This is a genomic window from Stenotrophomonas rhizophila (assembly GCF_000661955.1).
GTDB lineage: Bacteria > Pseudomonadota > Gammaproteobacteria > Xanthomonadales > Xanthomonadaceae > Stenotrophomonas > Stenotrophomonas rhizophila.
The window spans coordinates 3,367,772-3,393,750 of sequence record NZ_CP007597.1 but is presented as its reverse complement, the minus strand read 5'-3'; the positions used below and the strand labels follow the sequence as shown (position 1 = coordinate 3,393,750).

General features: G+C 68.1%; 15 protein-coding genes. 11 read left to right on the top strand and 4 right to left on the bottom strand.

Annotated features, from left to right (window positions below):
• Window positions 1-115: 115 nt before the first annotated feature.
• The 3 genes from DX03_RS14600 (at window position 116) to murD (ending at window position 5,532) form a co-directional block, all read left to right on the top strand.
• Window positions 116-2,719 carry a bifunctional aspartate kinase/diaminopimelate decarboxylase gene (locus DX03_RS14600; RefSeq protein WP_038689880.1) on the top strand — a complete coding sequence of 868 codons (2,604 nt, stop codon included), beginning with the start codon at window positions 116-118 and terminating at the stop codon, window positions 2,717-2,719.
• Window positions 2,720-2,789: 70 nt separating this feature from the next.
• Window positions 2,790-4,142 carry a UDP-N-acetyl-alpha-D-muramoyl-L-alanyl-L-glutamate epimerase gene (murL, locus tag DX03_RS14595; RefSeq protein ID WP_038689879.1) on the top strand — a complete coding sequence of 451 codons (1,353 nt, stop codon included), beginning with the start codon at window positions 2,790-2,792 and terminating at the stop codon, window positions 4,140-4,142.
• Window positions 4,123-5,532: a UDP-N-acetylmuramoyl-L-alanine--D-glutamate ligase gene (gene murD, locus DX03_RS14590; protein ID WP_038689877.1), complete on the top strand. Its 1,410-nt coding sequence runs from the start codon at window positions 4,123-4,125 to the stop codon at window positions 5,530-5,532. Before murL ends, murD begins: the two co-directional genes overlap by 20 nt.
• Before the next feature lie 204 nt (window positions 5,533-5,736).
• Here the strand turns inward: murD and DX03_RS14585 are convergent, their stop codons facing one another.
• Window positions 5,737-6,336 carry an SMI1/KNR4 family protein gene (locus tag DX03_RS14585; protein WP_038689874.1) on the bottom strand — a complete coding sequence of 200 codons (600 nt, stop codon included), beginning with the start codon at window positions 6,334-6,336 and terminating at the stop codon, window positions 5,737-5,739.
• Window positions 6,337-6,514: 178 nt separating this feature from the next.
• Between DX03_RS14585 and DX03_RS14580 the strand changes: the two genes are divergently transcribed.
• Window positions 6,515-7,315 carry a dienelactone hydrolase family protein gene (locus tag DX03_RS14580; protein WP_038689873.1) on the top strand — a complete coding sequence of 267 codons (801 nt, stop codon included), beginning with the start codon at window positions 6,515-6,517 and terminating at the stop codon, window positions 7,313-7,315.
• A 169-nt stretch (window positions 7,316-7,484) separates the two neighbouring features.
• Here DX03_RS14580 and DX03_RS14575 read toward each other — a convergent pair whose 3' ends face one another.
• Entirely contained in the window at window positions 7,485-8,483 is a 999-nt protein-coding gene (locus tag DX03_RS14575) for a polyprenyl synthetase family protein (RefSeq protein WP_038689871.1), read from the bottom strand.
• A 304-nt stretch (window positions 8,484-8,787) separates the two neighbouring features.
• On the opposite strand from DX03_RS14575, the gene DX03_RS14570 reads away from it, so the two are divergent.
• Window positions 8,788-10,401: an alpha-glucosidase gene (locus tag DX03_RS14570; RefSeq protein WP_038689869.1), complete on the top strand. Its 1,614-nt coding sequence runs from the start codon at window positions 8,788-8,790 to the stop codon at window positions 10,399-10,401.
• A 473-nt stretch (window positions 10,402-10,874) separates the two neighbouring features.
• Here DX03_RS14570 and DX03_RS14560 read toward each other — a convergent pair whose 3' ends face one another.
• Window positions 10,875-13,634, bottom strand: coding sequence for a TonB-dependent receptor (locus tag DX03_RS14560; RefSeq protein WP_038689866.1), 2,760 nt, complete (start codon window positions 13,632-13,634; stop codon window positions 10,875-10,877).
• 313 nt (window positions 13,635-13,947) lie between these two features.
• Complete coding sequence (locus DX03_RS14555) at window positions 13,948-16,017, bottom strand: glycoside hydrolase family 97 protein (RefSeq protein ID WP_051598875.1); 2,070 nt, start codon at window positions 16,015-16,017, stop codon at window positions 13,948-13,950.
• 274 nt (window positions 16,018-16,291) lie between these two features.
• On the opposite strand from DX03_RS14555, the gene DX03_RS14550 reads away from it, so the two are divergent.
• From DX03_RS14550 to DX03_RS14525, 6 genes are all read left to right on the top strand, one after another.
• Window positions 16,292-18,493, top strand: a complete 2,202-nt coding sequence (locus DX03_RS14550; protein ID WP_038689864.1) for an alpha-L-rhamnosidase-related protein — start codon at window positions 16,292-16,294, stop codon at window positions 18,491-18,493.
• On the top strand, window positions 18,490-19,977 hold the full coding sequence (locus DX03_RS14545) for an MFS transporter (protein WP_038689861.1): 1,488 nt from the start codon (window positions 18,490-18,492) through the stop codon (window positions 19,975-19,977). The genes DX03_RS14550 and DX03_RS14545 overlap by 4 nt, the downstream gene beginning before the upstream one ends.
• On the top strand, window positions 19,977-21,692 hold the full coding sequence (locus DX03_RS14540) for an alpha-amylase family glycosyl hydrolase (RefSeq protein WP_038689859.1): 1,716 nt from the start codon (window positions 19,977-19,979) through the stop codon (window positions 21,690-21,692). The genes DX03_RS14545 and DX03_RS14540 overlap by 1 nt, the downstream gene beginning before the upstream one ends.
• 120 nt (window positions 21,693-21,812) lie before the next feature.
• The gene (locus DX03_RS14535) at window positions 21,813-22,193 is read left to right on the top strand and encodes an SseB family protein (RefSeq protein ID WP_038689858.1); all 381 of its coding nucleotides are present in this window, start codon (window positions 21,813-21,815) and stop codon (window positions 22,191-22,193) included.
• A 180-nt stretch (window positions 22,194-22,373) separates the two neighbouring features.
• Window positions 22,374-23,885: a DUF7125 family protein gene (locus DX03_RS14530; protein ID WP_280512944.1), complete on the top strand. Its 1,512-nt coding sequence runs from the start codon at window positions 22,374-22,376 to the stop codon at window positions 23,883-23,885.
• Entirely contained in the window at window positions 23,875-25,923 is a 2,049-nt protein-coding gene (locus tag DX03_RS14525) for a hybrid sensor histidine kinase/response regulator (RefSeq protein ID WP_038689853.1), read from the top strand. The genes DX03_RS14530 and DX03_RS14525 overlap by 11 nt, the downstream gene beginning before the upstream one ends.
• The last annotated feature ends 56 nt before the right edge of the window (window positions 25,924-25,979 follow it).

The window sequence follows — 25,979 nt, the reverse complement described above, 5'->3', positions numbered from 1 at the left end:
GGGCACCCAAGGTGCCCGCACAGGCCCTGCCGGGGCCGGGCTTGGCATAGAATCGGGAGTTCGGCCGGTGTGCCGGGCGAATCCCCCCCCTCACTACGAAACCCTCTTTACTTCCATGTCAGCTTCCCCCCTTGTCGATCGTTGGATCGTACTGAAGTTCGGCGGCACCTCCGTGTCGCGTCGTCACCGCTGGGACACGATCGGGAAGCTGGCGAAAAAACGTGCGGAAGAAACCGGCGCGCGCGTGCTGGTGGTGGTGTCGGCGCTGTCCGGGGTCACCAACGAACTGACCGCCATTGCCGATGGCGCCGCCGACAGCCGTGCCCGGGTGGACGCGCTGGTGGCCCGCCACCGCGAGTTCCTGGTCGAGCTGGGGCTGGACGCCACCGCGCTGGATGAACGCCTGGCCGGGTTGTCCGGACTGCTCGATGACTCGCGCGCGGCCAGCCGCCCGCTGGACTGGCAGGCCGATGTGCTGGGCCAGGGCGAGCTGCTGTCCTCCACGGTGGGCGCGGCGTACCTGCATGCCAGCGGCCTGGACTTCGGCTGGATGGACGCGCGGCAGTGGCTGGATGCGCTGCCGCCGCAGCCCAACCAGAGCGACTGGTCGCAGCGGTTGTCGGTGAACTGCCAGTGGCGTGCCGATGCCGACTGGGCCGCGCGTTTCCGCGCCCAGCCCACGCGCATGCTGATCACCCAGGGCTTCATCTCGCGCCACGCCGATGGCGGTACCGCCATCCTCGGCCGCGGCGGCTCGGACACCTCGGCGGCGTACTTCGGTGCGCTGCTGGGTGCCAGCCGCGTGGAAATCTGGACCGACGTGCCGGGCATGTTCAGCGCCAATCCGCGCGACGTGCCCGATGCGCGCCTGCTGACCCGGCTGGACTATTACGAAGCACAGGAAATCGCCACCACCGGCGCCAAGGTGCTGCACCCGCGCTCGATCAAGCCGTGCCGCGACGCCGGCGTGCCGATGGCCATCCTGGACACCGAGCGCCCGGAACTGCCGGGCACCAGCATCGACGGCAATGCCGCGCTGGTGCCGGGGGTGAAGGCGATCAGCCGCCGCAACGGCATCGTGCTGGTGTCCATGGAAGGCATCGGCATGTGGCAGCAGGTGGGCTTCCTGGCCGACGTGTTCGGGCTGTTCAAGAAGCACGGGCTGTCGGTGGACCTGATCGGTTCGGCCGAAACCAACGTCACCGTGTCGCTGGACCCGTCCGAGAACCTGGTCAACACCGACGTGCTGGCCGCGCTGTCGGCCGATCTGTCGCAGATCTGCAAGGTGAAGATCATCGTGCCGTGCGCGGCGATCACCCTGGTCGGGCGCGGCATGCGGTCGCTGCTGCACAAGCTGTCGGACGTGTGGGCCACGTTCGGGCGCGAGCGCGTGCACATGATTTCGCAGTCGTCCAACGACCTCAACCTGACCTTCGTCATCGATGAAGCCGACGCCGACGGCCTGCTGCCGATCCTGCACGCCGAGCTGATCGACAGCGGCGCGATGCCGGTGGAAGAAGGCGAAGTGTTCGGCCCGCGCTGGCGCGAGATCGCCGGTACCGTGCGCCCGCGCGAAACCGCCTGGTGGCGGGGCCAGCGCGCGCACCTGCTGACACTTGCCCAGGCCGGTACGCCGCGCTACGTGTACAACCTGCCCACGGTGCGCGCCCGTGCGCGCGCGCTGACCGCGATCAAGGCCATCGACCAGCGTTACTACGCGATCAAGGCCAACTCGCATCCGGCCATCCTGGAAGTTCTGGAGCAGGAAGGCTTCGGCCTGGAGTGCGTGTCGCACGGCGAGCTCAAGCACGTGTTCAACACGCTGCCCACGCTGTCGCCCAAGCGCGTGCTGTTCACCCCCAGCTTCGCCCCGCGCAGCGAGTACGACGCGGCGTTCGCGCTGGGCGTCACCGTCACCGTGGACAACGTGGAGGCGCTGCAGCGTTGGCCGGACCTGTTCCGCAACCGCGAACTGTGGCTGCGCGTGGACCTGGGCCGTGGCGAAGGCCACCACGCCAAGGTCCGCACCGGCGGCAAGGACTCCAAGTTCGGCCTGCCGATCGCCCGCGTGGACGAGTTCGTGCGCCTGGCCACCGAGCTGGGCACCCGCGTGGTGGGCCTGCATGCGCACCTGGGCAGTGGCGTGGAAACCGCGCAGCACTGGCGCCTGATGTGCGATGAGCTGGCCGGTTTCGCGCGGCGCATCGGCAGCGTGGAAACCATCGACATTGGCGGTGGCCTGCCCATTCCCTACAGCGCCGACGACGAACCGTTCGACCTGGACGCCTGGGCCGTCGGCCTGGCCGAGGTCAAGGCGGTGCACCCGGCGTTCCGGCTGGCGATCGAACCGGGCCGCTACCTGGTGGCCGAATCGGGCGTGCTGCTGGCCACGGCCACCCAGGTGATCGAAAAGGACGGCGTGCGCCGCGTGGGCCTGGATGCGGGCATGAACACGCTGATGCGCCCGGCCCTGTATGACGCCTGGCACGACATCGAGAACCTGAGCCGGCTCGGCGGCTATGCCGAAGCTGCGTTCGACGTGGTCGGCCCGATCTGCGAGTCCAGCGATGTGTTCGGCAAGCGCCGCAAGCTGCCGGTCTCGACCGCGCCGGACGATGTGATGCTGATCGCCGATGCCGGTGCCTACGGTTACGTCATGGCCAACACCTACAACCAGCGCGAGCTGCCGCGCGAGGACGTCATCGATGACGGTCCTTGACCGCCGCCTGCCGCCCACCCTTGAAGACGCGCCGTGCACACGCACGGCCGCCCTCTGAACCGGATACACCATGACTGCTTTCGATAAACACCAGGTTGCCGTTTTCCGCTTCGTCCGCTGCGAGTTCGCCGCGGATACCGGCGTGGCGCAGCTGGTCTATGCCTTCGACGACGGCCCCGAGCTGACCGAGACGGTCACCATTCCCGGCGCACCGTTCGCGCTGGACGGCGCGCGTGCCGAGGCGGTGCAGCGCGCCCTGCGCCTGCTGCACCTGATTGCCGGCGTGAGCTACTACAAGGCCGGCGTGCCCGAACAGGTCCGCATCGACAGCTACAGCATCGACGCGGCCACCGCGGCGCTGGTGGAGGAGATCTACCTCAACGGCCTGGGCGAGTTCGCCTACCGCAACGGCCTGAACCTGCGCGGTCGTTTCCGCCTGCCGGTGGACGGCGAAGCGTTCAGCGCCCCGTCGGTGGGCCTGCGCGAACACGCGCTGGTGGCCATTGGCGGCGGCAAGGATTCGCTGGTGAGCATCGAGGCCCTACGCGGGCTGGGCATTGCCGAAACGGTCACCTGGATCGGCGGTTCGCAGCTGATCCGTGCGTGCGCCGAGCGTACCGGCCTGCCTACCTTGAACATCGGCCGCGCGCTGGCCCCGGAACTGTTCGACCTGAACCGCCAGGGCGCGTGGAACGGGCACATCCCGGTGACCGCGGTGAACTCGGCGATCATGGTGCTGGCAGCGCTGCTGCAGGGCGTGGACCAGGTGGTGTTCTCCAACGAGCGCTCGGCCAGCTATGGCAGCCAGATTCCCGGCACCGGCGAGGTGAACCACCAGTGGTCCAAGGGCTGGGCGTTCGAGCAGGCGTTCGGGGAATACCTTGAGCAGCACGTGGCCGCCGACCTGCACTATTACTCGCTGCTGCGCCCGCTGTCGGAGCTGGCGGTGGCGCGGCAGTTCGCCAAGAGCGACTTCTACGACGCGCACTTCTCCAGCTGCAACCGCAACTTCCACATTCTGGGCGAGCGCCCGGTGAACCGCTGGTGCGGGGTCTGCCCGAAGTGCCACTTCGTGTTCCTGGCGCTGGCCCCGTTCATGCCCAAGACCCGCCTGGTGGCGATCTTCGGCCGCAACCTGCTGGACGATGCGGAACAGGCCGGCGGCTTCGATGCGCTGCTGGAATTCCAGGACCACAAACCGTTCGAATGCGTGGGCGAAGGCCGCGAATCGCGCGCGGCCATGGCCACCCTGGCGGCACGCCCGGAGTGGGCCGAAGATGCGCTGGTGAAGCGCTTCGTCAGTGAGATCCAGCCGCAGCTGGACAGCGCCGAGCTGGGCATCGCGCCGTTGCTGGTGCTGGAAGGCGAGCACCGCATTCCGGCGCGGATCTGGGAGCGCCTGCGTGCGAATTTCGCAGCTTGAGGGCAAGCGCGTTGCGTTGTGGGGCTGGGGACGGGAAGGGCGCGCTGCCTTCGGCGTGCTGCGTCAGCGGCTGCCATCGCTGACGCTGACCCTGTTCTGCCCCGACGCCGAGGCCGCTGCCGCACGCGCGGAAACCGCGGGTGCGTTGACCGTGCGTTCGGATGTGACCGGCGAGGCATTGGCCGCGTTCGAGGTGGTGATCAAATCGCCGGGCATCAGCCCGTATGGCGAGGCGGCACTGCACGCGACGGCGGCGGGCACGCAGTTCATCGGCGGCACCTCGTTGTGGTTTGCCGAACACGCCGCGGCTGATGGCACCGCGCATGACACTGTGTGCGTGACCGGCACCAAGGGCAAGAGCACCACCACCTCGCTGCTGGCGCACCTGCTGCGCGCGTCCGGCGCACGCACCGCGCTGGTGGGCAACATCGGCCTGCCGCTGCTGGAAGTGCTGGACCCGCAGCCGGCGCCGCAGTACTGGGCGGTGGAGCTGTCCAGCTACCAGACCGGCGAGGTCGCGCGCAGTGGCGCGCACCCGCAGGTGGCGATCGTGCTGAACCTGTTCCCCGAACACCTGGACTGGCACGGCAGCGAAGCGCGCTACATCGCCGACAAGCTGCGCCTGGTCACCGAGGCGCAGCCGCGCATCGCCGTGCTCAATGCCGCCGACCCGCACCTGGCCGCGTTGTCGCTGCCGCACAGCCAGGTGGTGTGGTTCAACCAGCCGCAGGGCTGGCACATGCGGGGCGAGGTGGTGTATCGCGGCGAACACGCGGTATTCGATACCGCCAACACGCCACTGCCCGGCCGGCACAACCGCGGCAACCTGTGCGCGGTGCTGGCCGCGCTGGAGGCGCTGGGGCTGGATGCCGCGGCATTGGCACCGGCCGTGCAGGACTTCCGCCCGCTGCCCAACCGCCTGCAGACCCTGGGCACGCGCGATGGCCTGACCTTCGTCAATGATTCGATCAGCACCACCCCGCACGCCAGCCTGGCGGCGCTGGACTGCTTCGCCGGGCAGCGCATCGCGCTGCTGGTGGGCGGCCATGACCGCGGGCTGGACTGGCACGACTTCGTGCAGCACATGGCCCACGACGTGCCGCCGGTGGAGATCATCACCCTGGGCGCCAACGGCCCGCGCATCCATGCGCTGCTGCAACCGCTGGCCGACGCCGGCCGCTTCGGGCTGCATGCCGCCGCCGACCTGCCTGAAGCACTGCAGTTGGCCCGCACCGCACTGGGCGAGCAGGGCGGGGTGGTCCTGATGTCGCCGGGCGCGCCCAGCTACGGCGTCTACCGCGACTACGTCGCCCGCGGCCGCCATTTCGCCGAACTGGCCGGGTTCGACCCGGACGCCATCACCGCCATCGCCGGCATCGGCATCGCGTAGCGCCGACCGTTGGTCGGCTGCCGAACCGGACGGTGGATCGGCCTTCGTCACCGTTGGTAGAGCCGACCGTTGGTCGGCTGCCGCACCGGACGATGGGTCGGCTTTCATCGCCATTCGTAGGGCCGACCGTTGGCCGGCTGCGTCCCCCAAGGCAAACGACCCCGCGCCCCACGCGCGCACCCGATCCCCCCGGGCCTCAACGCATTACCCGTCCTGATCAGCCATGAACAGGTACTCGCCCTCGATCAACTGCTCCAGGTACGCATCGAAACCCGGCGCGATCACCGCATAGCTGTCCGGATCATGCAGGTAGCGCACCACCTGGCCCACGGTGCCGCCAGGCGCGGGATCGAAATCCAGGTACAACACCGAGGTGCCCCCGTTGTTGCAGCAGTGCGAGAAGCACAGGCGCTGGCCCATCGGCAGGTCGGCATCGATGCCGGCGCCGAGGATGTCGGCGTCTTCCTCCAGCCATTCCTCGTAGATCGAGCGGATGCTCTCGCCCCAGCTGTCCCACTGGGCGGTGTCTTCGAAGATCTGTTCGACCGACCGCAGGTAGTACGGATAGTGGCCGACGTCCGAGCCAAGCATCAGCACGCAGACTTCGCCGGCGGGGTAGGCACGGTAATGCGTGCCATCGATCCGGCCCAGCAGTTCCACCAGGCTGTCGGGCACCTGCGGCCAACGGGCACGCAGGCGCTGCAGGTCGTCGGCGCTGGCACCTTCGGCCCAGGCCCACATGGCGACGTCGTCGTCGGGCAGGCGGGGCACCAGGCCGGTGAGGAAGCGGTCGACAAGCGTCATGGAACAGCGTCCGTGCAGAAGCGGCCGACAAGGGTGACAGATTTTCGTAGAGCGGGGCTCTGCCCCGCTGCTTTGGATTCCGCGTGGTACGGAACGGCAGCGGGGCAGAGCCCCGCTCTACACGGGGCGTTCGCCTGGCCGTCCTACACTCGGGGTTCTTATCCGGAGGAGCAGGCGCATGGTCAGGCAATGGCGGTGGGGGGCGGCGGTGCTGTTGGGGATGGTGGCGCTGCCGGCGGTGGCGGCAATGAAGACCCAGCCGGTGGAATGGCAGCTGGACGGCACCACCTTCAGTGGCGTGCTGGTCTACGACGACGGTGACAGCGACAAGCGCCCCGGGCTGGTGATGGTGCCGAACTGGAAGGGGGTCAACGACTCGGCGATCGCCAAGGCCAAGCAGCTGGCCGGCGACGACTACGTGGTGCTGGTGGCCGATGTGTACGGCAAGGGCGTGCGCCCGAAGACCGACGCCGAGGCGGGGCCGGTGGCGACCAAGCTGCGCAACGAGCGCCCCGTGCTGCGGGCGCGCGCGCTGAAGGCCATCGACGTGCTCAAGGCCCAGGCCGGCAAGGCGCCGTTGGATGCGTCGCGGATCGGTGCGGTCGGCTTCTGCTTCGGCGGCACCACCGTGCTGGAAATGGCCCGGGCCGGCGCACCGCTGGCCGGCGTGGTCAGCCTGCACGGCGGGCTGGGCTCACCGTTGCCGGCCAAGGCCGGTGGCCCCCATCCGTCGGTGCTGGTGCTCAATGGCGCTGACGACAAGGGCGTGAGCAAGGACGACATCGCCAGCTTCGAGCAGGAAATGAACGCGGCCAAGGTCGACTGGGAGTTCACCAACTACAGCGGCGCGGTGCATTGCTTCGCCGAAGCCGACGCCAACAGCCCGCCGGGCTGCCTGTACAACGAACGCGCCGCCAAACGCGCCTGGAAGGCGCTCGACGAATTCTTCGACGAGCGTTTCGAGACGCGCCGCCGGTAGAGCCGACCGTTGGTCGGCAAAGGCAGGCGGTAGAGCCGACCGTTGGTCGGCTGCACCGCGCAGGGCGTGGTGCATGTATCGGTGATCGCGGTGGCACAAGGAAGAGCAGCCGACCAACGGTCGGCTCTACCTGTGAGGGCCGGTGCCGGCGGTCAGCCAGCACACCCCGTCAATGCGAACGCTGCACCGCGTAACGGGCCAGCCCGCGCAGGGCGGCAACGGCGTCGTTGTCGGCCAGGCCGTCAAGCGCGCGTTCGGCGGCATCGGCGTATTCCACGGCGCGGGCGCGGCTGTATTCCAGGCCGCCAGTGGCGTGGATGGCGGCCAGCACTTCCGGCATGGCGTCCGCGTCGCCGTTCTGCACGATCGCACGCAGGCGCTCGCGGGTGGTCGCATCGGTATGCGCCATGGCGTGGATCAGCGGCAGCGTCGCCTTGCCCTCGGCCAGGTCGTCGCCCAGGTTCTTGCCCAGCTCGTCGGCGTTGGCCGAGTAGTCCAGCACGTCATCGGCAATCTGGAAGGCATAACCCAGCGCCATGCCGTAGTCGTACAGCGCCTGCTGGGTGGCCTCATCGACCCCGCTGGCCAGCGCGCCCAGGCGGGTGCCGGCCGCGAACAGCACGGCGGTCTTGCGCTCGATCACCCGCAGGTAGGCCGCTTCGTCGGTATCAGGGTTATGCACATGCAGCAGCTGCAGCACCTCGCCTTCGGCGATGCGGTTGGTGGTGTCGGCCAGGATCCGCATGACCGGCATGCGGTCCAGTTCGACCATCAGCTGGAAGCTGCGCGAGTACAGGAAGTCGCCCACCAGCACGCTCGGCGCGTTGCCCCACAGGGCATTGGCGGTACTGCGGCCGCGGCGCAGGTTGGATTCGTCCACCACGTCGTCGTGCAGCAGGGTCGAGGTGTGGATGAACTCGATGATCGCCGCCAGCTGGTGGTGTTCCGGGCCGGCCTGGCCCACCGCGTGGCCGGCCAGCATGACCAGCATCGGCCGCAGGCGCTTGCCGCCGGCGGAGATGATGTGGTCGGCGATCTGGTTGATCAGCACGACATCCGAGGACAGTCGGCGGCGAATCAGCGCATCGACGGCGGCCATGTCGGTCGCGGCGAGCGTCTGGATCTGGGGCAGGCCCAGCGCGGGGCGGGTGTCTTCGGTGATGGTCATGCGGTCTGACTTTCAGGCTTGACCTTAATTATAGGCGGTGCCGTCGTGTTTCGCCCGCGAAGGCCGGCCGCGCCCCGCTGCCCGGCGCGCGGGCGGTCATCCGGCCCGCCGGAGGGGCCGGCGGCACCTGACCATGACGCCGGCGCCCGGTGGTCCCACAGGTCGGCCCGTAGGGCGCCATCGGCGCGTATGACGTGAATACGTATGCATGCAGCGCCATCGCTGAAGGTGCAGGGCTAAGCTTGTCGGGTTCGTTTTGGCACCCCGTTCGGCGGGTGCATGGAAGCCCGGAGGGGGGCCCTCGATGTCGCAGACTCCATGGTGGCGCGGTGCCGTCATCTACCAGATCTACCCGCGCAGTTTCCTCGACGCCAACGGCGACGGGGTCGGTGACCTGCCCGGCATCATCGACCGGCTGGAGTACGTGGCCGCGCTGGGCGTGGACGCCATCTGGGTGTCGCCGTTCTTCACCTCGCCGATGGCCGATTTCGGCTACGACATCGCCGACCATCGCGACGTGGACCCGTTGTTTGGCACGCTGGCCGATTTCGACCGGCTGCTGGCCAAGGCGCATGCGCTGGGCCTGAAGGTGATGATCGACCAGGTGTTCAGCCACACCTCGATCGACCACGCCTGGTTCCGCGAGAGCCGCCAGGACCGCACCAATCCGAAGGCGGACTGGTACGTGTGGGCCGACCCGCGCGAGGACGGCACGCCGCCCAACAACTGGATGTCGATCTTCGGCGGGGTGGCCTGGCAATGGGAACCGCGCCGGGAGCAGTACTTCCTGCACAACTTCCTGGCCGACCAGCCGGACCTGGATTTCCATAACCCGGCGGTGCAGCAGGCCACGCTGGACTACGTGCGCTTCTGGCTGGACCGGGGCGTGGACGGGTTCCGCCTGGACTCGATCAACTTCTGCTTCCACGACGCGCAGCTGCGTGACAACCCGGCCAAGCCGCTGGAAAAGCGCGTGGGCCGTGGCTTCAGCGCGGACAATCCGTACGCCTACCAGTACCACTACTACAACAACACCCAGCCGGAGAACATCGGCTTCATCGAGCGCCTGCGCGGGCTGCTGGACGAGTACCCGGGCACCGTGAGCCTGGGCGAGATCTCCGCCGAGGACTCGCTGGCCACCACCGCCGAGTACACCGCGCCGGGCCGCCTGCACATGGGCTACAGCTTCGAGCTGCTGGTGAAGGATTTCAGCGCCGGCTACATCCGCGACACCGTGTCGCGGCTGGAAGCGACGATGACCGAAGGCTGGCCGTGCTGGGCGATCTCCAACCATGACGTCGAGCGTGCGGTGACCCGCTGGGGCGGCCATCCGGCCCAGCCGCGGCTGGCGCGGATGCTGGTGGCGCTGCTGTGTTCGCTGCGTGGTTCGATCTGCCTGTACCAGGGCGAGGAGCTGGGCCTGGGCGAGGCGGACGTGCCGTTCGAGGCGCTGCAGGATCCCTACGGCATCACCTTCTGGCCGAACTTCAAGGGTCGCGACGGCTGCCGCACGCCGATGCCGTGGATCGATGCGCCGTTGGCAGGGTTCACCAGCGGTGAGCCGTGGCTGCCGATTCCGGCCGAGCACCGCGCCGCAGCGGTGGCGGTGCAGGAACACGACCCGCACTCGGTGTTGAACGCGTTCCGCCAGTTCCTGGCATGGCGCAGGACGATGCCGACGCTGCTGGTGGGCGACATCGTCTTCCTGCAGACGGCCGAGCCGGTGCTGATGTTCGAGCGCCGCCATGCGGGGGAGACGCTGCTGCTGGCCTTCAATCTGGCGGCCGACACCGCGCACGTGGCGCTGCCCGCCGGCAGCTGGCAGCCGATGCACGTGCCGGGCCCGGACGTGGGCCAGGCCGACAACGGCACGCTGGTACTGCCGGCGCAGTCGATGTACTGCGCGCGCCTGGGCTGATTCGATTTCCGGTGGTATTGAGAGGGCGGGGCTTGATGGCCTCGCCCTTTTTTTTTCTTCTCCCCGCTCCAGGGGCAATGTGGATCTGGTGGTGTCTTCGCTCGGGCGTGCCGCGATCCGAAGGGCTCCGTAGCCGCCGGCAGGCCCCTGGCGCAAATGTCCCCCGGCCGCGTGGCGGCCTCCTCCTTTATTTTGCCCAGGGGCCAACCGGCGGCCACGGAGCTCGGCGTGCGGTGCGCAGCAGGAAGCGCGGCTTTTCTGGCGCTGGTCGGTGGGTCGGGCGTTGGGTCCCGATGCCCTTGGAGGCGAAATAAAGGGGGAGGGGGCGGCCGCAGGCCGACGCCGGAGGACATTCGCCGGAAAGGGTATCGGGGCCCAGCGCCCGACCCGCCGACCGCCGCCGCCGTTCATGGCACAACAAAAAACCCCGCTGCCGAAGCAGCGGGGTTTCTGTTGGTGCAGCTACCGCTGGATCAGAACTTGTAGTTCACGCCCAGCATGTAGGTGCGGCCCCACTCGATGTATTCCAGCGGGCGGTCCTTGGTGCCGGCATAGGTGCGGTACGGCTCGTTGGTCAGGTTGCTTCCCTGCAGCAGCAGCGTCAGCCCGTGCAGGCTGCTGTCGTCGGCGAAGGTGTAGCTGATCTGCGCGTCGGTCACGTTCTCGCCCACCACGTAGCGCAGCGTGCGGTTGCCGTTGAAGTTGCCGATCTCGCCGATGAAGTCCGACCGCCGACGCTGGCTCACGCGGGCCTCGAACCCACTGCGCTCGTAGTACGCAGTGAAGTTGTATACGCGCTTGGACAGCCCCGGCAGACTGATCGGATCGCTGCCCACGCTGGACGCGCTTTCCGGGTCCAGGATCTCGATGTTGCTGTCATTGAACGTCGCACTGGCCTGCACGCCGAACCCGCGCAGGCTGTCGGTGAACATGTCCAGCGGGAACGACGCCGTCAGCTCCAGGCCCTTCAGCTTGCCACCCTTGCCGTTTTCCGGCGAAGAGAAGGTACCGGTGGTCAGCAGCGGGGCGGTCATGCCCGGCGGAATCACGTAGCTGGCCAGCAGATCGCTGAAATCGTAGTCGTCGCGCGACTGCGTGTACACGTACGACTTCAGGTCCTTGTAGAAGATCGCCGCCGCGACATAGGCCTTCTCGCCGAAGTACTTTTCATACGACAGATCCAACGCATTGGCGCGCCACGGATCCAGCAGCGGATTGCCGCCGCTGCCGCCCGGCTTGCCGGTGGCCGTATCCACGCCGAACTCCAGGCCGGCGCGCATCTGGTCCACGCGCGGACGTGCCACCTGCTTGGCCGCGGCGAAGCGCAGCGTCTGCTGGTGCGGGAACATGAACACCAGGTTCAAGCTTGGCAGCCAGTCGGTGTAGGTCTTGCCCGCATCGATCGGCAGCACTTCCTGGCCCGCGGGGCGCGACCGGTCGAAATAGTTGGACTGCGAACTCTGGTCCGTGCGCACCATCTGCACGCCGATGTTGCCGCGCACGCCCACCGCGCCGATGTCGGTATTGATGTTGGCGCGCACCCAGGCCGTGCTGGTCTTCTCCTGCACCGTCCACGCCTTGGGAATCAGGTAGTCCAGGTTGGTGACCGGGTTGAACACCATGTAGCGGTCCACCGCGCCCGGCACGTTCCAGGCCGGAATGCTGCCCAGCCCGGCAAAGCCCAGGTTGACCGGACGGTACTGCAGGTCGCCGGCGATGTTGGCATCGCCCTGGTCGCCAAGCAGGATGTTGCCTTCGGCCTGGGTCTTGTCCTTGCGGCGGTCGGCGTAGTTGACGCCCACGTCCACGTCGGCAAACCACTTCATTGCCTCGGGCAGCGCGAAGGTGGCCTGCAGGCGCGCGGCCTTCAGGCGGTCTTCCACCTGCGGCACCTTGCCGTAGCCGGAGCCGTAGATGGTGTTGGTCAGGAACAGCGCATCGGGGTTGGAATAGTCCAGGCCCGGGCGGATCTGCGAGAACCCGTTCGGGTTCACCACCACGCCCACCGTATCCAGCTGCGGCATCGGCGTGAGCTGCAGGTTGTTTTCCAGGTTCAGTTCGTCGCGGGTGGCCTTGGAGTAGTTGACGTCCGCCACCACCTTGACCGATTCGAAGTTGAACTCGTTGTTCCAGCCAAACGCATCGATCTTGTCCTTGCGCTTGTTGTACATGCCGCGCACCAGCGGATACACGCCGCTGGCCACGCCACCGGTGAAGGTGCCATCGGCATTGACCTGCGGGTTGCTGATCAGCAGGCCCGGGGTGTAGTTGCCGTTGTAGTTGCTGAGATTGAGCTCGAACTGGTTGGCGGTGTCGATCTGCTCGGCTTCGGTGTGGAACGCATCCAGGGTGCTGGTCCACACGTTGGACGGGCGGAACTGCACGGTGGCCATCACGCCGTCGCGCTTGGTGTTGCCGGTGCGGCGCAGGGCCTTGATGCCGTCGGAGAACACCGTGCCCGGGGCCAGCCCGGGGCGGTTGCCGTTGTCGGTGTTTTCAGTGGTCCACGGCTCGTACAGGCCCACCTGGTTTTCCTGGATCGGCATATCGCTGTGCGCGTAGCCGATCGCAACACCCCAGGTGTTGTCCATGAACTGGTCGATGTAGCTGGCGCTGAAGCGGTTGCCGTAGGGGTCCACGTTGGCCGCCTTGCCCAGCGAGCTTTTCTGGTAGCGGCCGCTGACGGCGATGACGCGCTCGGCGAAGCTGAGCGGGCGCGCGGTCTGCATGTCGATGGTGCCCGACAGGCCCTGGCCGACCAGCGCCGCATCGGGCGTCTTGTAGACCACCACGCCGTTGACCAGTTCCGAGGGGTACTGGTCGAATTCGACGCTGCGGTTGTCGCCGGTGCTGACCACTTCACGCCCGTTGAGCAGGGTGGTGGCGAAGTCCGGCGACAGGCCGCGCACGCTGATCACCTGGGCACGGCCGGCCACGCGCTGGGCAGCCAGGCCGGGCAGACGCGAGATGGATTCGCCGATGCTCACATCGGGCAGCTTGCCGATGTCTTCGGCCGAAATCGCCTCGACCACCGAGGTGGCGTCCTGCTTGATCGCAATGGCGTTCTCGATGCCGCGGCGGATGCCGGTGACCTGCACGGTGTCCAGGTTGGTGGCCGCGGTCCCGCTCGGCGGGGTGGCGGTAGTGGGTTCGGCGGTCTGCGCCGACGCCATCAACGGCGTCAGGGCGACGGCCAGCGCGATACTCAGCGCGCTGCGCTTGCGGTTCAACATTTTCCCCTCCCAGGCAATGTTGCCAATCGATTTTTTGGTTGCCCGGAGAACCGGGAGCGTCACGGCACGGTGGCCGTTGACTGCGTGGCTATGGTAGGCAGCGGGTCGGCTGCGGGAACCACCCTGCATACGTATTCAATGGGATTTGCAGCGTTGGAATCGGTTACAGGTGCGTCATCGCGCCCGCACCGACGCGCACGCGCCCGGTAGGTGCCGACCGTTGGTCGGCACGCCGTATCCACGCACGGATGGGCCGGCGCCGCATGCGTCGCCCGACCAACGGTCGGGCGCTACCCGGGGCTGGCGTAACGACCTACAGAGGGGTGAAACGGATCGCCTGGCCGCCGCCGGGGGCCAGCGTCAGCACCAGTGCGTCGGCGCTGGTGACCTCGCGGGTTTCGCGCACGAACGCGAACGGATTGCTGCGGAAGTCCGCGCCGTCGCCGTCCCGGTAGATCTCGGCGCGGTAGCGCACGCCCGGGTCCAGGAAGCCCAGCGCTACCGGCAGCACGCGGCCGTGTTCGTCGGTGATGCTGCCCAGGAACCAGTCGCGGCTGTTGCGGTCCTTGCGCACGATCGTCACGTAGTCGCCCACCTCGCCATTGAGCACGCGGCTGTCCTCCCAATCCACCGCCACGTCCTCGATGAAGCGGAACGCTTGGCGGTGCTGCAGGTAGTGTTCGGGCAGGTCGGCGGCCATCTGGATCGGGCTGTAGATCGCCACGTACAGTGCCAGCTGCCGCGCCAGCGTGCTGGGAATGGCCTGCCCACCGCGGCCCTTCAGGCTCAGGATGCCGGGCGTGTAATCCATCGGCCCGGACAACATGCGCGTGAACACCAGGTTGACCTCGTGCTCGGGCGGGTTCGGGGGCTGGCCCCAGGCGTTGTATTCCATGCCGCGCGCGCCTTCGCGCGAGATCCAGTTGGGGTAGGTGCGGCGCAGCCCGGTGTCCTTGATCGGCTCGTGCGGGTTCACCGCGATGTGGCGTTTGGCCGCTTCCTGCACCACCTTCAGGTGGTGGCGGGCCATGAACTGGCCGTCGTGCCACTCGCGCCACAGCGGGCCGCCGGCCGGGTTGCGCCGGTCCACTTGGCCGTCGTCGCAGACATAGCCGCTCTTGAACGCATCCACGCCCAGCCGCGCGTACAGGTCCAGCGCGGCGCCCAGCTGGTCTTCGTAGTGCTCGATGGCGCAGCCGGTTTCATGGTGGCCGATGAGGTGCACGCCCTTCTTCGCGCCGTAGGCCGACAGCGCCTCGATATCGAAGTCGGCGGTGGGCCGGGTGAAATCGAAGTCGTAGCCGTTACCTACCCAGTTGCCGTCCCAGCCCGGGTTCCAGCCTTCCACCAGCACACCGCGGAAGCCATGTGCGGCGGCGAAGTCGATCACTTTCTTCGTCTTGGCGGTGGTGGCCGCATGCCTGGGCCCGGTGGCCCAGCTTTCGTGGTCCAGGTGCATCGACCACCACACGCCCAGGTACTTGGACGGCTTCACCCAGCTCACATCGCCCAGCGCGTTGGGTTCATTGAGGTTGAGGATCAGGTCCGATTCCACCAGTCCACCGGCGCGGTCGCTGATCTGCAGGGTGCGCCACGGGGTATCGAAGGGCACGCTGCGGCGTACCTTCCAGCCTTCGGCCGACGGCGACAGCTGCGCGCGTAGGCGCTGGCCGTCGGTGCGGCGCAGCCACATGCCTGCGTAGTCGACCAGGGCGGCTTCATGGATGGCGATGTGCAGGCCGTCTTTGCTGCGCAGGGTGATCGGGGTATGCACCAACGGCACCTGGTCCAGCGGCGTGCGCTGGTACAGGTATTCGTAGTGGATCGGCTCGCCGGCCGGGATCCACCAGGCGGTGGCGGTCGGAGCGATCGCAAATTCGGTCAGTTCGTCGTCGATGATCGCCTCGCGCAGGCCCGGCTGCTCGGGGAAGCGGTAGCGGAAGCCCACGCCGTCATCGAAGGCGCGGAACACCACCTCGAAGCGGCGTTTTGCCCCACTGCGCTCGCCCAGCTGCACCACCACTTCGTTGTAGTGGTTGCGCACCCGGCGGCGCTCGCCCCAGGGCTGTTCCCAGGTCTCGTCGAACGCACGCGTGTGCTGGCCGAGCACCTCCAGGTCGCGGTCGAGCCGGCCGTCGCGCAGCTGGAAGCCCAACCGCGACGGCGCCACCACCGTGTCACCGAAGCGTTCCACCTGGTAGCTGGGCGTGCCGCCATCCAGCTGCACCGACACCCGCAGCACCTTGCCCGGCGACGCCACGCTGGCCACCGTGACCGGTTCGGCGGCAGCGCCGAAGGCCAGCAGGAGCACGGCGGCAGCCAGCCAGGGCAGGCCGGTGGTAGTGCATGATCCACGCGGTGAATGCGGCTGTTTTGTCGGCATTTTCCCCTCCCAAGGCGGCCGTTGTCTGGCTCGGACTATAGCCACGCCGTCCCGCTCGTCCCGCCGCTGCGCCATGAATACGTATGCAAGGCGGCGCGCACCGGAGCCTGCCGTCTACCATGGGGCCAGGCACCCTGGGAGGGGGCCGCGAGCGCAACGCCACACCGGTGCACAGACCGGGAGGTACCGACCTTGGCCGGCACCGTGCGTTGCGTAACCACAACGCGTGCAAAGAGGGAGGGAGGCGCCGGGCGCAAGCCGGGTAGCCGCTTCGATGCTGAAGATGATCTGCCTGACCGCTGCCCTTGGGCTGGCGCTGGGTTCGACCGCAACCGCGGCGGACCTGACCTTCGACGGCCGCACCGCGCGCGCCGACACGGCCGCCGATGGCGGCTTCCGCCTGCAGGCCGCCGGCCAGACGGTGGCCATTGCCGCCCAGCCGATGCGCAGCCGCACCGACAGCGTGCTGTTCGATGCCCTGTTCGCACTGGCCCAGCAGGAGATGGACGCCGACCGCGTGGATGCGATCCGCGACCCGGCCTTCAACCAGGGCAACCCGGTGCCGTGCGACTGCTTCCAGACCGGCGAGCGCTGGCCCTACGTGTGGACCCGCGATGTCAGCTTCGCAGCCGACCTGGCGCTGGCCCGGCTGGACCCGCAACGTACCCGGCAGTCGCTGCAGTTCAAGCTGTCGCCTGCGCGCGACGGGCGCACCCCGGGGTTGTTCGTGGCCCAGGACACCGGCTCGGGCGGCAGCTGGCCGATCAGCAGTGATCGGGTGGTGTGGTTTCTGGCCGCGCGCCACCTGCAGGATGACCCGGCCTTCGCCGAGCAGACCTGGCAGGCGCTGCAGGCCACCCTGGCGCAGGACCGCGCGGCGGTGTTCGATGCGCGCATCGGCCTGTACCGCGGCGAGACCTCGTTCCTGGACTGGCGCGAACAGACGTACCCGGACTGGACCCGCCAGGACGTGCGCTTCATCGGCGACTCCTTCGCGTTGTCCACCAACGTGCTGCACTACCAGACGCTGCGCCTGGCCGAGCAGATGGCGCGCGCCCGCGGTGACGCCCGCGCCAGCCAGTACGCCGGCTGGGCCGCTGCGCTGGCCGTGCAGATCGACGCGCGCTTCTGGCGCGATGATGCCGGTATGTACATGAGCTACATCGGCGAGGCGGCGCACCCGGTGCCCTATGCCAAGTACGACCTGCTGGCGCTCTCGCTGGGCGTGCTGGCCGACGTGTTTCCGGCCGACCGCGCGCGCCGCGCGCTGGCCGCTTACCCGGCGGTGGAGGGCGGCAGCCCGGTGGTGTGGCCGCAGGAAGCGCAGCAGCCGATCTACCACAACCGCGCGGTCTGGCCGTTCGTCAGCGCGTATTCGCTGCGCGCCGCGCGCCGGCTGGACGATGCCGCACGCATCCAGCTGGAGATCGAATCGCTGATGCGTGGCAGCGCGCTGGCCGGTTCGAACATGGAAAACTACGAGATGCGCAGCCTGGCCGTGCATGTCGACGAGGGCGCATTGAGCGGCCCGGTGGTCAATTCGCCGCGCCAGCTGTGGTCGGTGGCCGGTTACCTGTCGATGGTGCTGGAAGGCGTGTTCGGCGTGGAAGCCGACGGCACGGTGGCGCCCAAACTGCCCACCGCGCTGGTGCCGCAGTTGTTCGGCACGCGCCGCAGCATCGAACTGGACGACGGCCAGCGCCGCTACATCCTCACGCGCCCGCGCACGCTGGACGGCGACCTGCTGGTGGCAAAGAAGATCGTGCGCCGGGGCAACACGGTCACCGTGCATCTGGTGGCCCAGGCCGCCGCAGGCAGCGCCGAGCCACGCCCGGCTGCGTCTGGATCTGCAACCGCCTACGCCCCCGCCACGCCCGCCGCACCGACACCCACTGCGCGCGGCACCGCATGGTCGATCCCGATCCCGGCCAACCACGTGCTGTGGCGGGATGGTCGCGCCGTCAGCGCCGCCTCGCCGTTGCTGCTCACCGACGACGGCGACCAGCACTGCCTGAGCTTCACCCGCCGCGAGGGTGCGCTTGAATCGCTGCACAGCCCGACGACCTGCATCGGACCGCAGCAGCGTCTGCGCGGTGCCAGCACCTGGAACTGGACCGCCACCAAGGCCACCCGGGTGCGCGTGCGCCTGCGCTACGACAACCCCAATGGCCCGATCAACACCGGTGTGACCGCTGCGGTGAAGCAGCTGGTGGTGCAGTGCCCGGGCCAGCCGGCGCAGCGTGCCAGCGTGGTGATGCCGCACAGCGTAGGTCCGCAGGACTCCACCGCCGCTGAATTCGACCTGCCCGGCGGGCGCTGCCGCTTCGCGCTGGAAGACGGTTTCAACATGAGCGCACTGGCGCACTTTGCCACCTACAACGGCGGCAAGGGCGGGCGCGACGGCGTGGTCAACCAGGCCACGGTCAGCGCGCTGCTGATCGCGCCGATTGCCGCCACCGACGGGGACGCACGATGAGCCGCCCCGACAAGCCCACGCTGTCGTTCTGGCAGATCTGGAACATGTGCTTCGGCTTCATGGGCATCCAGTTCGGGTTCGCGCTGCAGAACGCCAATGCCAGCCGCATTTTCGAAACCCTCGGCGCGCCGATGGATGCCGTGCCCGGGCTATGGATCGCTGCGCCGTTGACCGGGTTGCTGGTGCAGCCGGTGATCGGCTACTGGTCCGACCGCACCTGGACCCGCTGGGGCCGGCGTCGCCCCTACTTCATGATCGGCGCGGTGCTGACCACGCTGGCCCTGCTGGTGATGCCCAACTCGCCCACGCTGTGGATCGCCGCCGGCACGTTGTGGGTACTGGACGCGTCCATCAACGTGTCGATGGAGCCGTTCCGTGCCTTCGTCGGCGACCAGCTGGCGCCGCGGCAACGGCCGACCGGCTACGCGATGCAGAGTTTCTTCATCGGCATCGGCGCAATCGTGGCCAGCTTCCTGCCCTTCCTGCTGGCCCACTTCGGCGTAGCCAACACCGCCGGGGCAGGGCAGGTGCCCGACACCGTGCGCTACGCGTTCTACGTGGGCGCGGTGGTGCTGCTGGCGGCCATCTGCTGGACGGTGTTCAGCACCCGCGAGTACTCGCCGGCCGAGCTGGCCGGGTTCGCCGATGCCGAGCCGCCCGTGCATCAGGCCGGTGCCGCCCTGCGCGGGCCGGCACCGTGGTACCAGGCGGCGCTGTGGCTGGGAGTGGGCGTGGTACTGGCCGGGCTCATCGCCTGGTACCGGGGCGACAAGATGCTGTACGTGCTGGCCGGGCTGTGTGCCGCGTACGGCGTGCTGCTGGGCCTGGCGCGGGTATTGCCCGGCACCCACATGCTGGCGCAGATCGTGGGCGACCTGCGCACCATGCCGACCACCATGCGGCGGCTGGCATGGGTGCAGTTCTTCTCGTGGTTCGCGCTGTTTGCGATGTGGATCTTCACCACGCGCGCCGTGGCCGGCGTCCACTTCGGTGCGACCGAGACCGAATCGGCGGCCTATAACGAAGGCGCCAACTGGGTGGGCGTGCTGTTCGGGGCCTACAACGGCTTCGCCGCGCTGGCGGCGCTGTTGATCCCGCCGATGGTGCGCGCGCTCGGGCTGCGCTGGAGCCATCTGCTCAACCTGTGGCTGGGCGGCGCGGGGCTGATCTCGATGATGTTCATTGACGATCCGCGCTGGCTGCTGCTGTCGATGGTGGGCGTGGGCATAGCCTGGGCCTCGATCCTGTCGCTGCCGTATGCACTGCTGTCCGACAGCGTGCCGGCGGCGAAGATGGGCGTGTACATGGGCATCTTCAATTTCTTCATCGTGATCCCGCAGCTGGTGGCCGCCAGCGCGCTCGGCTTCGCCCTGCGTGCCTGGCTGGGTGGCCAGCCCATGCATGTGCTGGTGCTGGGCGGCTGCAGTCTGCTGGTGGCCGGTCTGTGCGTGCTGCGGGTTCCGTCCCGTCCGGAGGTGGTGTGATGCGTGGTGCGTTGTCTGTTGCTGTCCTGCTTTTTCTGTCCGCCGGCCAGGCCGTGGCTGCGCCGCGCCCGGACTACATCGGTACCACCGAGCCGTTCGCCAGCGATGCGGTGTACTTCGTGGTGACCGACCGCTTCGTCAATGGTGATCCGTCCAACGACCACCGCGACCAGGGCGGCAAACACCGCACCTTCGACATCCCGGTGCCGTGCCCGGACAAGGTGGACGGCAACATCGGCTACCTGGGCGGCGACTTCAAGGGCGTGCTGGACAATGCCGACTACATCCGCCGCCTCGGGTTCGGTGCGGTGTGGATCACGCCCATCGTGGACAACCCCGACGAGGCGTTCACCGGCAGCAAGCCGATCAGCTGCACCAGTACCCTGACGGACCGCGGCAAGACCGGCTACCACGGCTACTGGGGCGTCAATTTCTACACGCTGGACGAGCACCTGCCCAGCGCCGACCTGGACTTTGCCGGGCTCACCCGCGGCCTGCACGCGGCCAAGCTGAAGGTGGTGCTGGACATCGTGGGCAACCACGGTTCGCCGGCCTGGACCATGCCCACGCGCCAGCCGCAGTTCGGCCAGATCTTCGACAAGGACGGCACCCTGGTAGCCGACCACCAGAACCTGCCGCCACAGCAGCTGGACCCGCAGCACAACCGGCTGCATGCGTTCTACAACACCACCGGCCCGGTCGACGGCAAGAACGGCTCGATCTTCGACGGCAACCTGGCCGAGCTGTCCGACTTCAACGAACACAACCCGGCGGTAATGGACTACCTGGTGGGTGCCTACCTGCAGTGGACCGCGCAGGGCGTGGATGCGCTGCGCATCGACACCATCGGCTGGCTGCCGCACCCGTGGTGGCACGAATTCGTGGGCCGCATCCGCGCCGCGCACCCGGGCATGTTCATGTTCGGCGAAGCGTTTGACTACGACGCCAGCAAGATCGCCGAACACACCTGGCCGGCCAACGCCAATGTCAGCGTGCTGGATTTCCCGCTGCGCGGGGCGCTGTCGTCGGTATTCGGTAAGGAGCAGAAGGGCTTTGAAACGCTGGCCGAACCGCTGCACCTGGTGGGCGGCCCGTACGCCAACCCGTACGAGCTGATGAGCTTCTACGACAACCACGACATGGCCCGCCTGGACGCCACCGACGCCGGCTTCATCGACGCGCACAACTGGCTGTTCACCGCGCGCGGCATTCCGGTGCTGTACTACGGCTCGGAAACCGGCTTCATGCGCAGCCGAGCCGAGCACGCCGGCAACCGCGCCTACTTCGGCCAGCCGCGCGTGGACGCCGCGCCGCAGAGCCCGATCTTCGGCCCGCTGCAGCGCATCGCCACCCTGCGCGAGGCGACCCCGGCGCTGCAGCGCGGCCTGCAGGTCAATGAGCGCCTGCACGGCGACGAAGCAGTGTTCTTCCGCGTGCTCCAGCACGGCGACACCACCCAGACCGCGCTGGTGCTGCTCAACAAGGGCGACACCGCGCGCAGCATGGAGGTTCGTCGCTATCTGCAGCCGGGCCAGTGGCGCGACGCGTTGGACGGGGGCAGCCAGCAGGTGGGCGGCAGCCTGAAGGCCACGGTGCCGGCGCACGGGGTCAAGGTCTATCTGCTGGATGCGCCGGTGAAGCAGACGGACCTGCAGGCCGAACTGCAGCGCGCCATTGCTGACCAGCAGGCACGCAGCGCACGCCTGGCCCGCTGAGGCTGACCTGTTCTGCCGGCCGCGGGCCGGCTCGCGGGATACTGTGGTGCGATCGGGGTGCCGGCCAGCGGCCGGCACTACCGGTACAATTCCGGCCCGCCACGCCCCGACAGGTTGCCCATGACCGAACTGCCCCCGCAAACGCCGATCGAAACCCTGCTGCAGTCCGCGATGGACGGCCAGTTGCCGATCGGGTTGTTCATGAAGGCCTTCGTGGCCTCCGAGGTGGTGCTGCTCACCGGCAGCCTGGTCACCGCGGATGGCAGCGGGTTCGACCCGTTGCTGTTCGACAAGCAGGGCGTGCTGCACGTAGCCGTGTTCACCGATATGGCGCGGGTGGGCTTCCACAGCCAGCAGGCGCCGCACACGATCCGGATGCAGATGATCGAGGTGTTGAAGCGGGTGCCCGGCGGCTACGGCGTGGTGGTCAACCCGGGGACGCGATTGGGGCTGGAACTGTCGGCGGCGGGGATCGGCGAGATTTTGAAGGATTTTGGTTGATCGACGGCCGCCGGGCAGAGCCCGGCGTTACGGGGTGGTGCAGCCGGGCGGAGCCTGGCATTACGTGGTGGGGCACGGTTGCTTTTTACGCGGCATCGACATTACTTAATCGGTCCTCGTCGAGAGGTGCCGGTCACACAATATCTACACAGAAGCCGTTGCTAGACTCGCCGCGTCGAAATTGGCGAACCTATGCAGACACAAACTTCCCGCGTCACCACCGGCATCCAGGGCCTGGATCAGATCCTCCGCGGCGGCTTCCCGCAAGGGCGGCTGTACCTGCTGGAAGGCCCCCCAGGCTCCGGCAAGACCACGCTGTCGCTGCAGTTCCTGCTGCAGGGGCTCAAGAAGGGCGAGCGCTGCCTGTACATCACGCTCTCCGAGACCGCCGAGGAGCTGCGCGAAGTCGCCAGCGCACACGGCTGGTCGCTGGAAGGGCTGCACCTGTTCGAACTGGGTTCGGCCGAGGACGCGCTGGGCAACGGCCGGCTGCAGTCGGTGCTGCACGCCTGGGAGGTCGAGCTGGATGAAACGGTCAACCTGATCCTGGGGGAAGTAGACCGCATCCGCCCCAGCCGGGTGGTGTTCGACTCGCTGTCCGAGCTGCGCCTGCTGGCGCAGGATTCGCTGCGCTACCGTCGCCAGATCCTGGCGCTGAAACAGTTCTTCGCGCCCAAGAGTACGACCGTGTTTCTGGTCGATGACCTCACCTCCACCAGCGAAGACCGCGACGGGCAGCTGCACAGCCTGTGCCACGGCGTGCTGTCGCTGGAGCGGCTGACCCTGGACTTTGGCGCCGCACGTCGTCGGCTGCAGGTGCAGAAACTGCGCGGCGTGGATTTCGTCGCTGGCTACCATGACATGGTGATCCGCGAAGGTGGGCTGGAAGTGTTCCCGCGCCTGATCGCGTCCCAGCACCACGAGCAGTTCGTGGGAACCACGATCAGCAGCGGCGTGCCCGCGATCGACAACCTGCTCGGCGGGGGGCCGCTGCGCGGCACCTGCACGCTATTGACCGGCCCGGCCGGCAGCGGCAAGACCAACGTGGCCCTGCAGTACATCTGGGCCGCCTGCGAGCGGGGCGAGAAGTGCTGCATCTTCGAGTTCGATGAACGCGTGGGCACGCTGCTGATCCGGGCCAAGGCACTGGGCATGGACCTTGAGGCGCACCTGCAGGCCGGTCGTCTGGAGATCATGCAGATGGACCCGGCGGAGATCTCGCCGGGCGAGTTTTCCTGGAACATCCAGCGCGCGGTCGAGGAACGCGGCTGCAGCGTGCTGTTGATCGACAGCCTCAACGGGTATGTCGCGGCGATGCCGCAGGAAAAGCAGTTGATGCTGCAGCTGCACGAGATGCTCTCCTACCTCAACCAGAAGGGCGTGGTGACGTTCCTGATCAATCCGCAGCATGGACTGGTCGGCACCATGTCCACCGGCAACATCAACGTGTCCTACATCGCCGATGCGGTCATCCTGTTCCGCTTCTTCGAGGCACAGGGCCGCATCCGCAAGGCCGTCTCGGTGATCAAGAACCGGGGCGGTGGCCATGAAGACACCATCCGCGAACTCAAGATAGACGGCTGCGGGGTGTCGCTGAGCAGCCCGCTGAAGGAGTTCAAGGGCATCCTGACCGGCACCCCGGAGTTCGTCGGCGACAACGGCGCGTTGCTGGGCCATCCCTATGCCGGATGACAGCGGCGGGGCGGGCGTTGTCCACATCGTTGCCCCGTTTGGACGCGATGCCGAGAGCATCGCCGCGGTGCTGCACAGCGCTGGGCTGGCCACCGCGATAGCGCCGACCCTGGCCGCACTGGGCGACGCGCTGGATGCGCGCGCCGGGGCGGTGCTGGTCACCGAAGAGGCGGTCGCAAGCGGCACCGATGCGTTGGTGGAGGCGCTGGCGCAGCAACCGGCCTGGTCGGACCTGCCGTTCATCCTGCTGCGTTCCCCGCGCGCGCACCGCCGGTCGCCGGCCGATGGCCTGCTGCCGCGCACGCTCAACGTGATCGAGCTGGACAGGCCGCTGGGCAGTATTTCGCTGCTCAGCGCGGTGCAGGGCGCGCTGCGTGCACGCGAGAAGCAATACGTGGTCCGCGATCAGATGCAGGCACTGGCCGACAGCCGCGTGGCGCTGGTCCGCAGCGAAGCCGAGCTGCGCCTGATCGCCGACGCCATGCCGGTGCTCATCGCCTTCATCGACCGCTCGCTGCATTACCGGTTTGCCAACAAGGCCTACGAAGCCTGGTTCGACCTGCCGATCGGTGAGGTCATCGGCCAGCATGTCAGTACGGTGATCGGTGCCGAGGCGTGGGAGTCGCGCAAGCCGGCGATGGCGCGCGCGCTGGCCGGGCGCGAAGCGCTGTTCGAGACCAGCTGGCCGCGCCGGGATGGCCGCCGCCGCGATGTGGAAGTGCGCTATTCGCCGCGCTTCGGCGCCGATGGCAGCCCCGACGGCTTCCATGTGTTCGTCACCGACATCACCGCCTCCAAGGTGGCGCTGGAGGTCAGCCGGCAGCACGCCCAGCAGCTGGAGGTGATGGTTGCCCAGCGCACGCGTGAGCTGGAAGCGCAGATGGCCGCGCGCGAAGCCAGCGAGGCCGCGCTGCGCCAGTCGCAGAAGATGGAGGCCATCGGCCAGCTTACCGGCGGTATCGCGCACGACTTCAACAACATGCTCACCGGCATCCTCTCGGCGCTGGACATCGTACGGCTGCGGCTGGAAAAGGGCCGCTACGATGACCTGGAGCGCTTCTTGGATACCGCCACCGCGTCCAGCCAGCGTGCGGCGAGCCTCACCCAGCGCCTGCTGGCGTTCTCGCGCCGGCAGTCGCTGGATTCCAAGCCGGTGGAGCTCAATGAACTGGTGGGGTCGCTGCAGCACCTGCTGCGCAGCACGCTGGGCGAAACGGTGCACATCCAGACCCGGCTGGCGGACGATCCGCTGCATGCCGCGCTGGACACCAACCAGTTCGAAAGCGCGGTGCTGAACCTGGCGATCAACGCACGCGATGCAATGCCCAATGGCGGCCAGCTTGAACTCAGCACGTCGCTGGTGCGGGTGGGCGAGGGCGTGTCGGCCACGATACCGGCCGGCGTCTACGCGGTCGTCGGGGTCGCCGACACCGGCACCGGCATGCCGCCGGAGGTGGTGGAGCGCGCCTTCGAGCCGTTCTTCACCACCAAGCCGATCGGCAAGGGCACCGGCCTGGGCATGTCGATGGTGTATGGCTTCATGCAGCAGTCCGGTGGCCACATCGCCATCGACTCCGTGCCCGGCCAGGGCACCACCATTTCGCTTTACATCCCGCTGGCCGAGCCTGCCGCGGAGCCGGACACGGTCGTCAGTGCGCCCGAGGTCTCGCTGGGCGCCGGCCAGTCCATCCTGGTGGTGGAAGACGACGAACAGGTACGCATGCTGGTAACCGTGGTGCTGGAGGACCTGGGCTACCAGGTGGAGGTGGTGGGCGATGCCAATGGCGCGATCCCGATCCTGCAATCATCGCGCGGCATCGACCTGCTCATTACCGACGTCGGGCTACCCGGGCTCAACGGCCGCCAGTTGGCCGAGATCGCGCGGCAATCCCGGCCGGTGTTGCCGGTGCTGTTCATGACCGGCTATGCGGAAAAGGCGCAGGAGCGCGCCGCGTTCCTGGAGACGGGCATGGCGATGATCGCCAAGCCGTTCCTGCTCGATGAGTTCAGTGCGGCAGTGAGGCACTCCCTCGCGTAGAGCGGGGCGTTGCCCCGCTGCTCCACTGCCGCGCTGTACCCGACAGCCGGGTGGAA

Bases quoted from the DNA above. Each gene is read 5' to 3' on its own strand.
- DX03_RS14600 (WP_038689880.1), top strand. From the start codon at position 116: ATGTCAGCTTCCCCCCTTGTCGATCGTTGGATCGTACTGAAGTTCGGC.
- murL (WP_038689879.1), top strand. From the start codon at position 2,790: ATGACTGCTTTCGATAAACACCAGGTTGCCGTTTTCCGCTTCGTCCGC.
- DX03_RS14585 (WP_038689874.1), bottom strand. From the start codon at position 6,336: ATGACGCTTGTCGACCGCTTCCTCACCGGCCTGGTGCCCCGCCTGCCC.
- DX03_RS14580 (WP_038689873.1), top strand. From the start codon at position 6,515: ATGGTCAGGCAATGGCGGTGGGGGGCGGCGGTGCTGTTGGGGATGGTG.
- DX03_RS14575 (WP_038689871.1), bottom strand. From the start codon at position 8,483: ATGACCATCACCGAAGACACCCGCCCCGCGCTGGGCCTGCCCCAGATC.
- DX03_RS14570 (WP_038689869.1), top strand. From the start codon at position 8,788: ATGTCGCAGACTCCATGGTGGCGCGGTGCCGTCATCTACCAGATCTAC.
- DX03_RS14560 (WP_038689866.1), bottom strand. From the start codon at position 13,634: ATGTTGAACCGCAAGCGCAGCGCGCTGAGTATCGCGCTGGCCGTCGCC.
- DX03_RS14555 (WP_051598875.1), bottom strand. From the start codon at position 16,017: ATGCCGACAAAACAGCCGCATTCACCGCGTGGATCATGCACTACCACC.
- DX03_RS14550 (WP_038689864.1), top strand. From the start codon at position 16,292: ATGCTGAAGATGATCTGCCTGACCGCTGCCCTTGGGCTGGCGCTGGGT.
- DX03_RS14545 (WP_038689861.1), top strand. From the start codon at position 18,490: ATGAGCCGCCCCGACAAGCCCACGCTGTCGTTCTGGCAGATCTGGAAC.
- DX03_RS14540 (WP_038689859.1), top strand. From the start codon at position 19,977: ATGCGTGGTGCGTTGTCTGTTGCTGTCCTGCTTTTTCTGTCCGCCGGC.
- DX03_RS14535 (WP_038689858.1), top strand. From the start codon at position 21,813: ATGACCGAACTGCCCCCGCAAACGCCGATCGAAACCCTGCTGCAGTCC.
- DX03_RS14525 (WP_038689853.1), top strand. From the start codon at position 23,875: ATGCCGGATGACAGCGGCGGGGCGGGCGTTGTCCACATCGTTGCCCCG.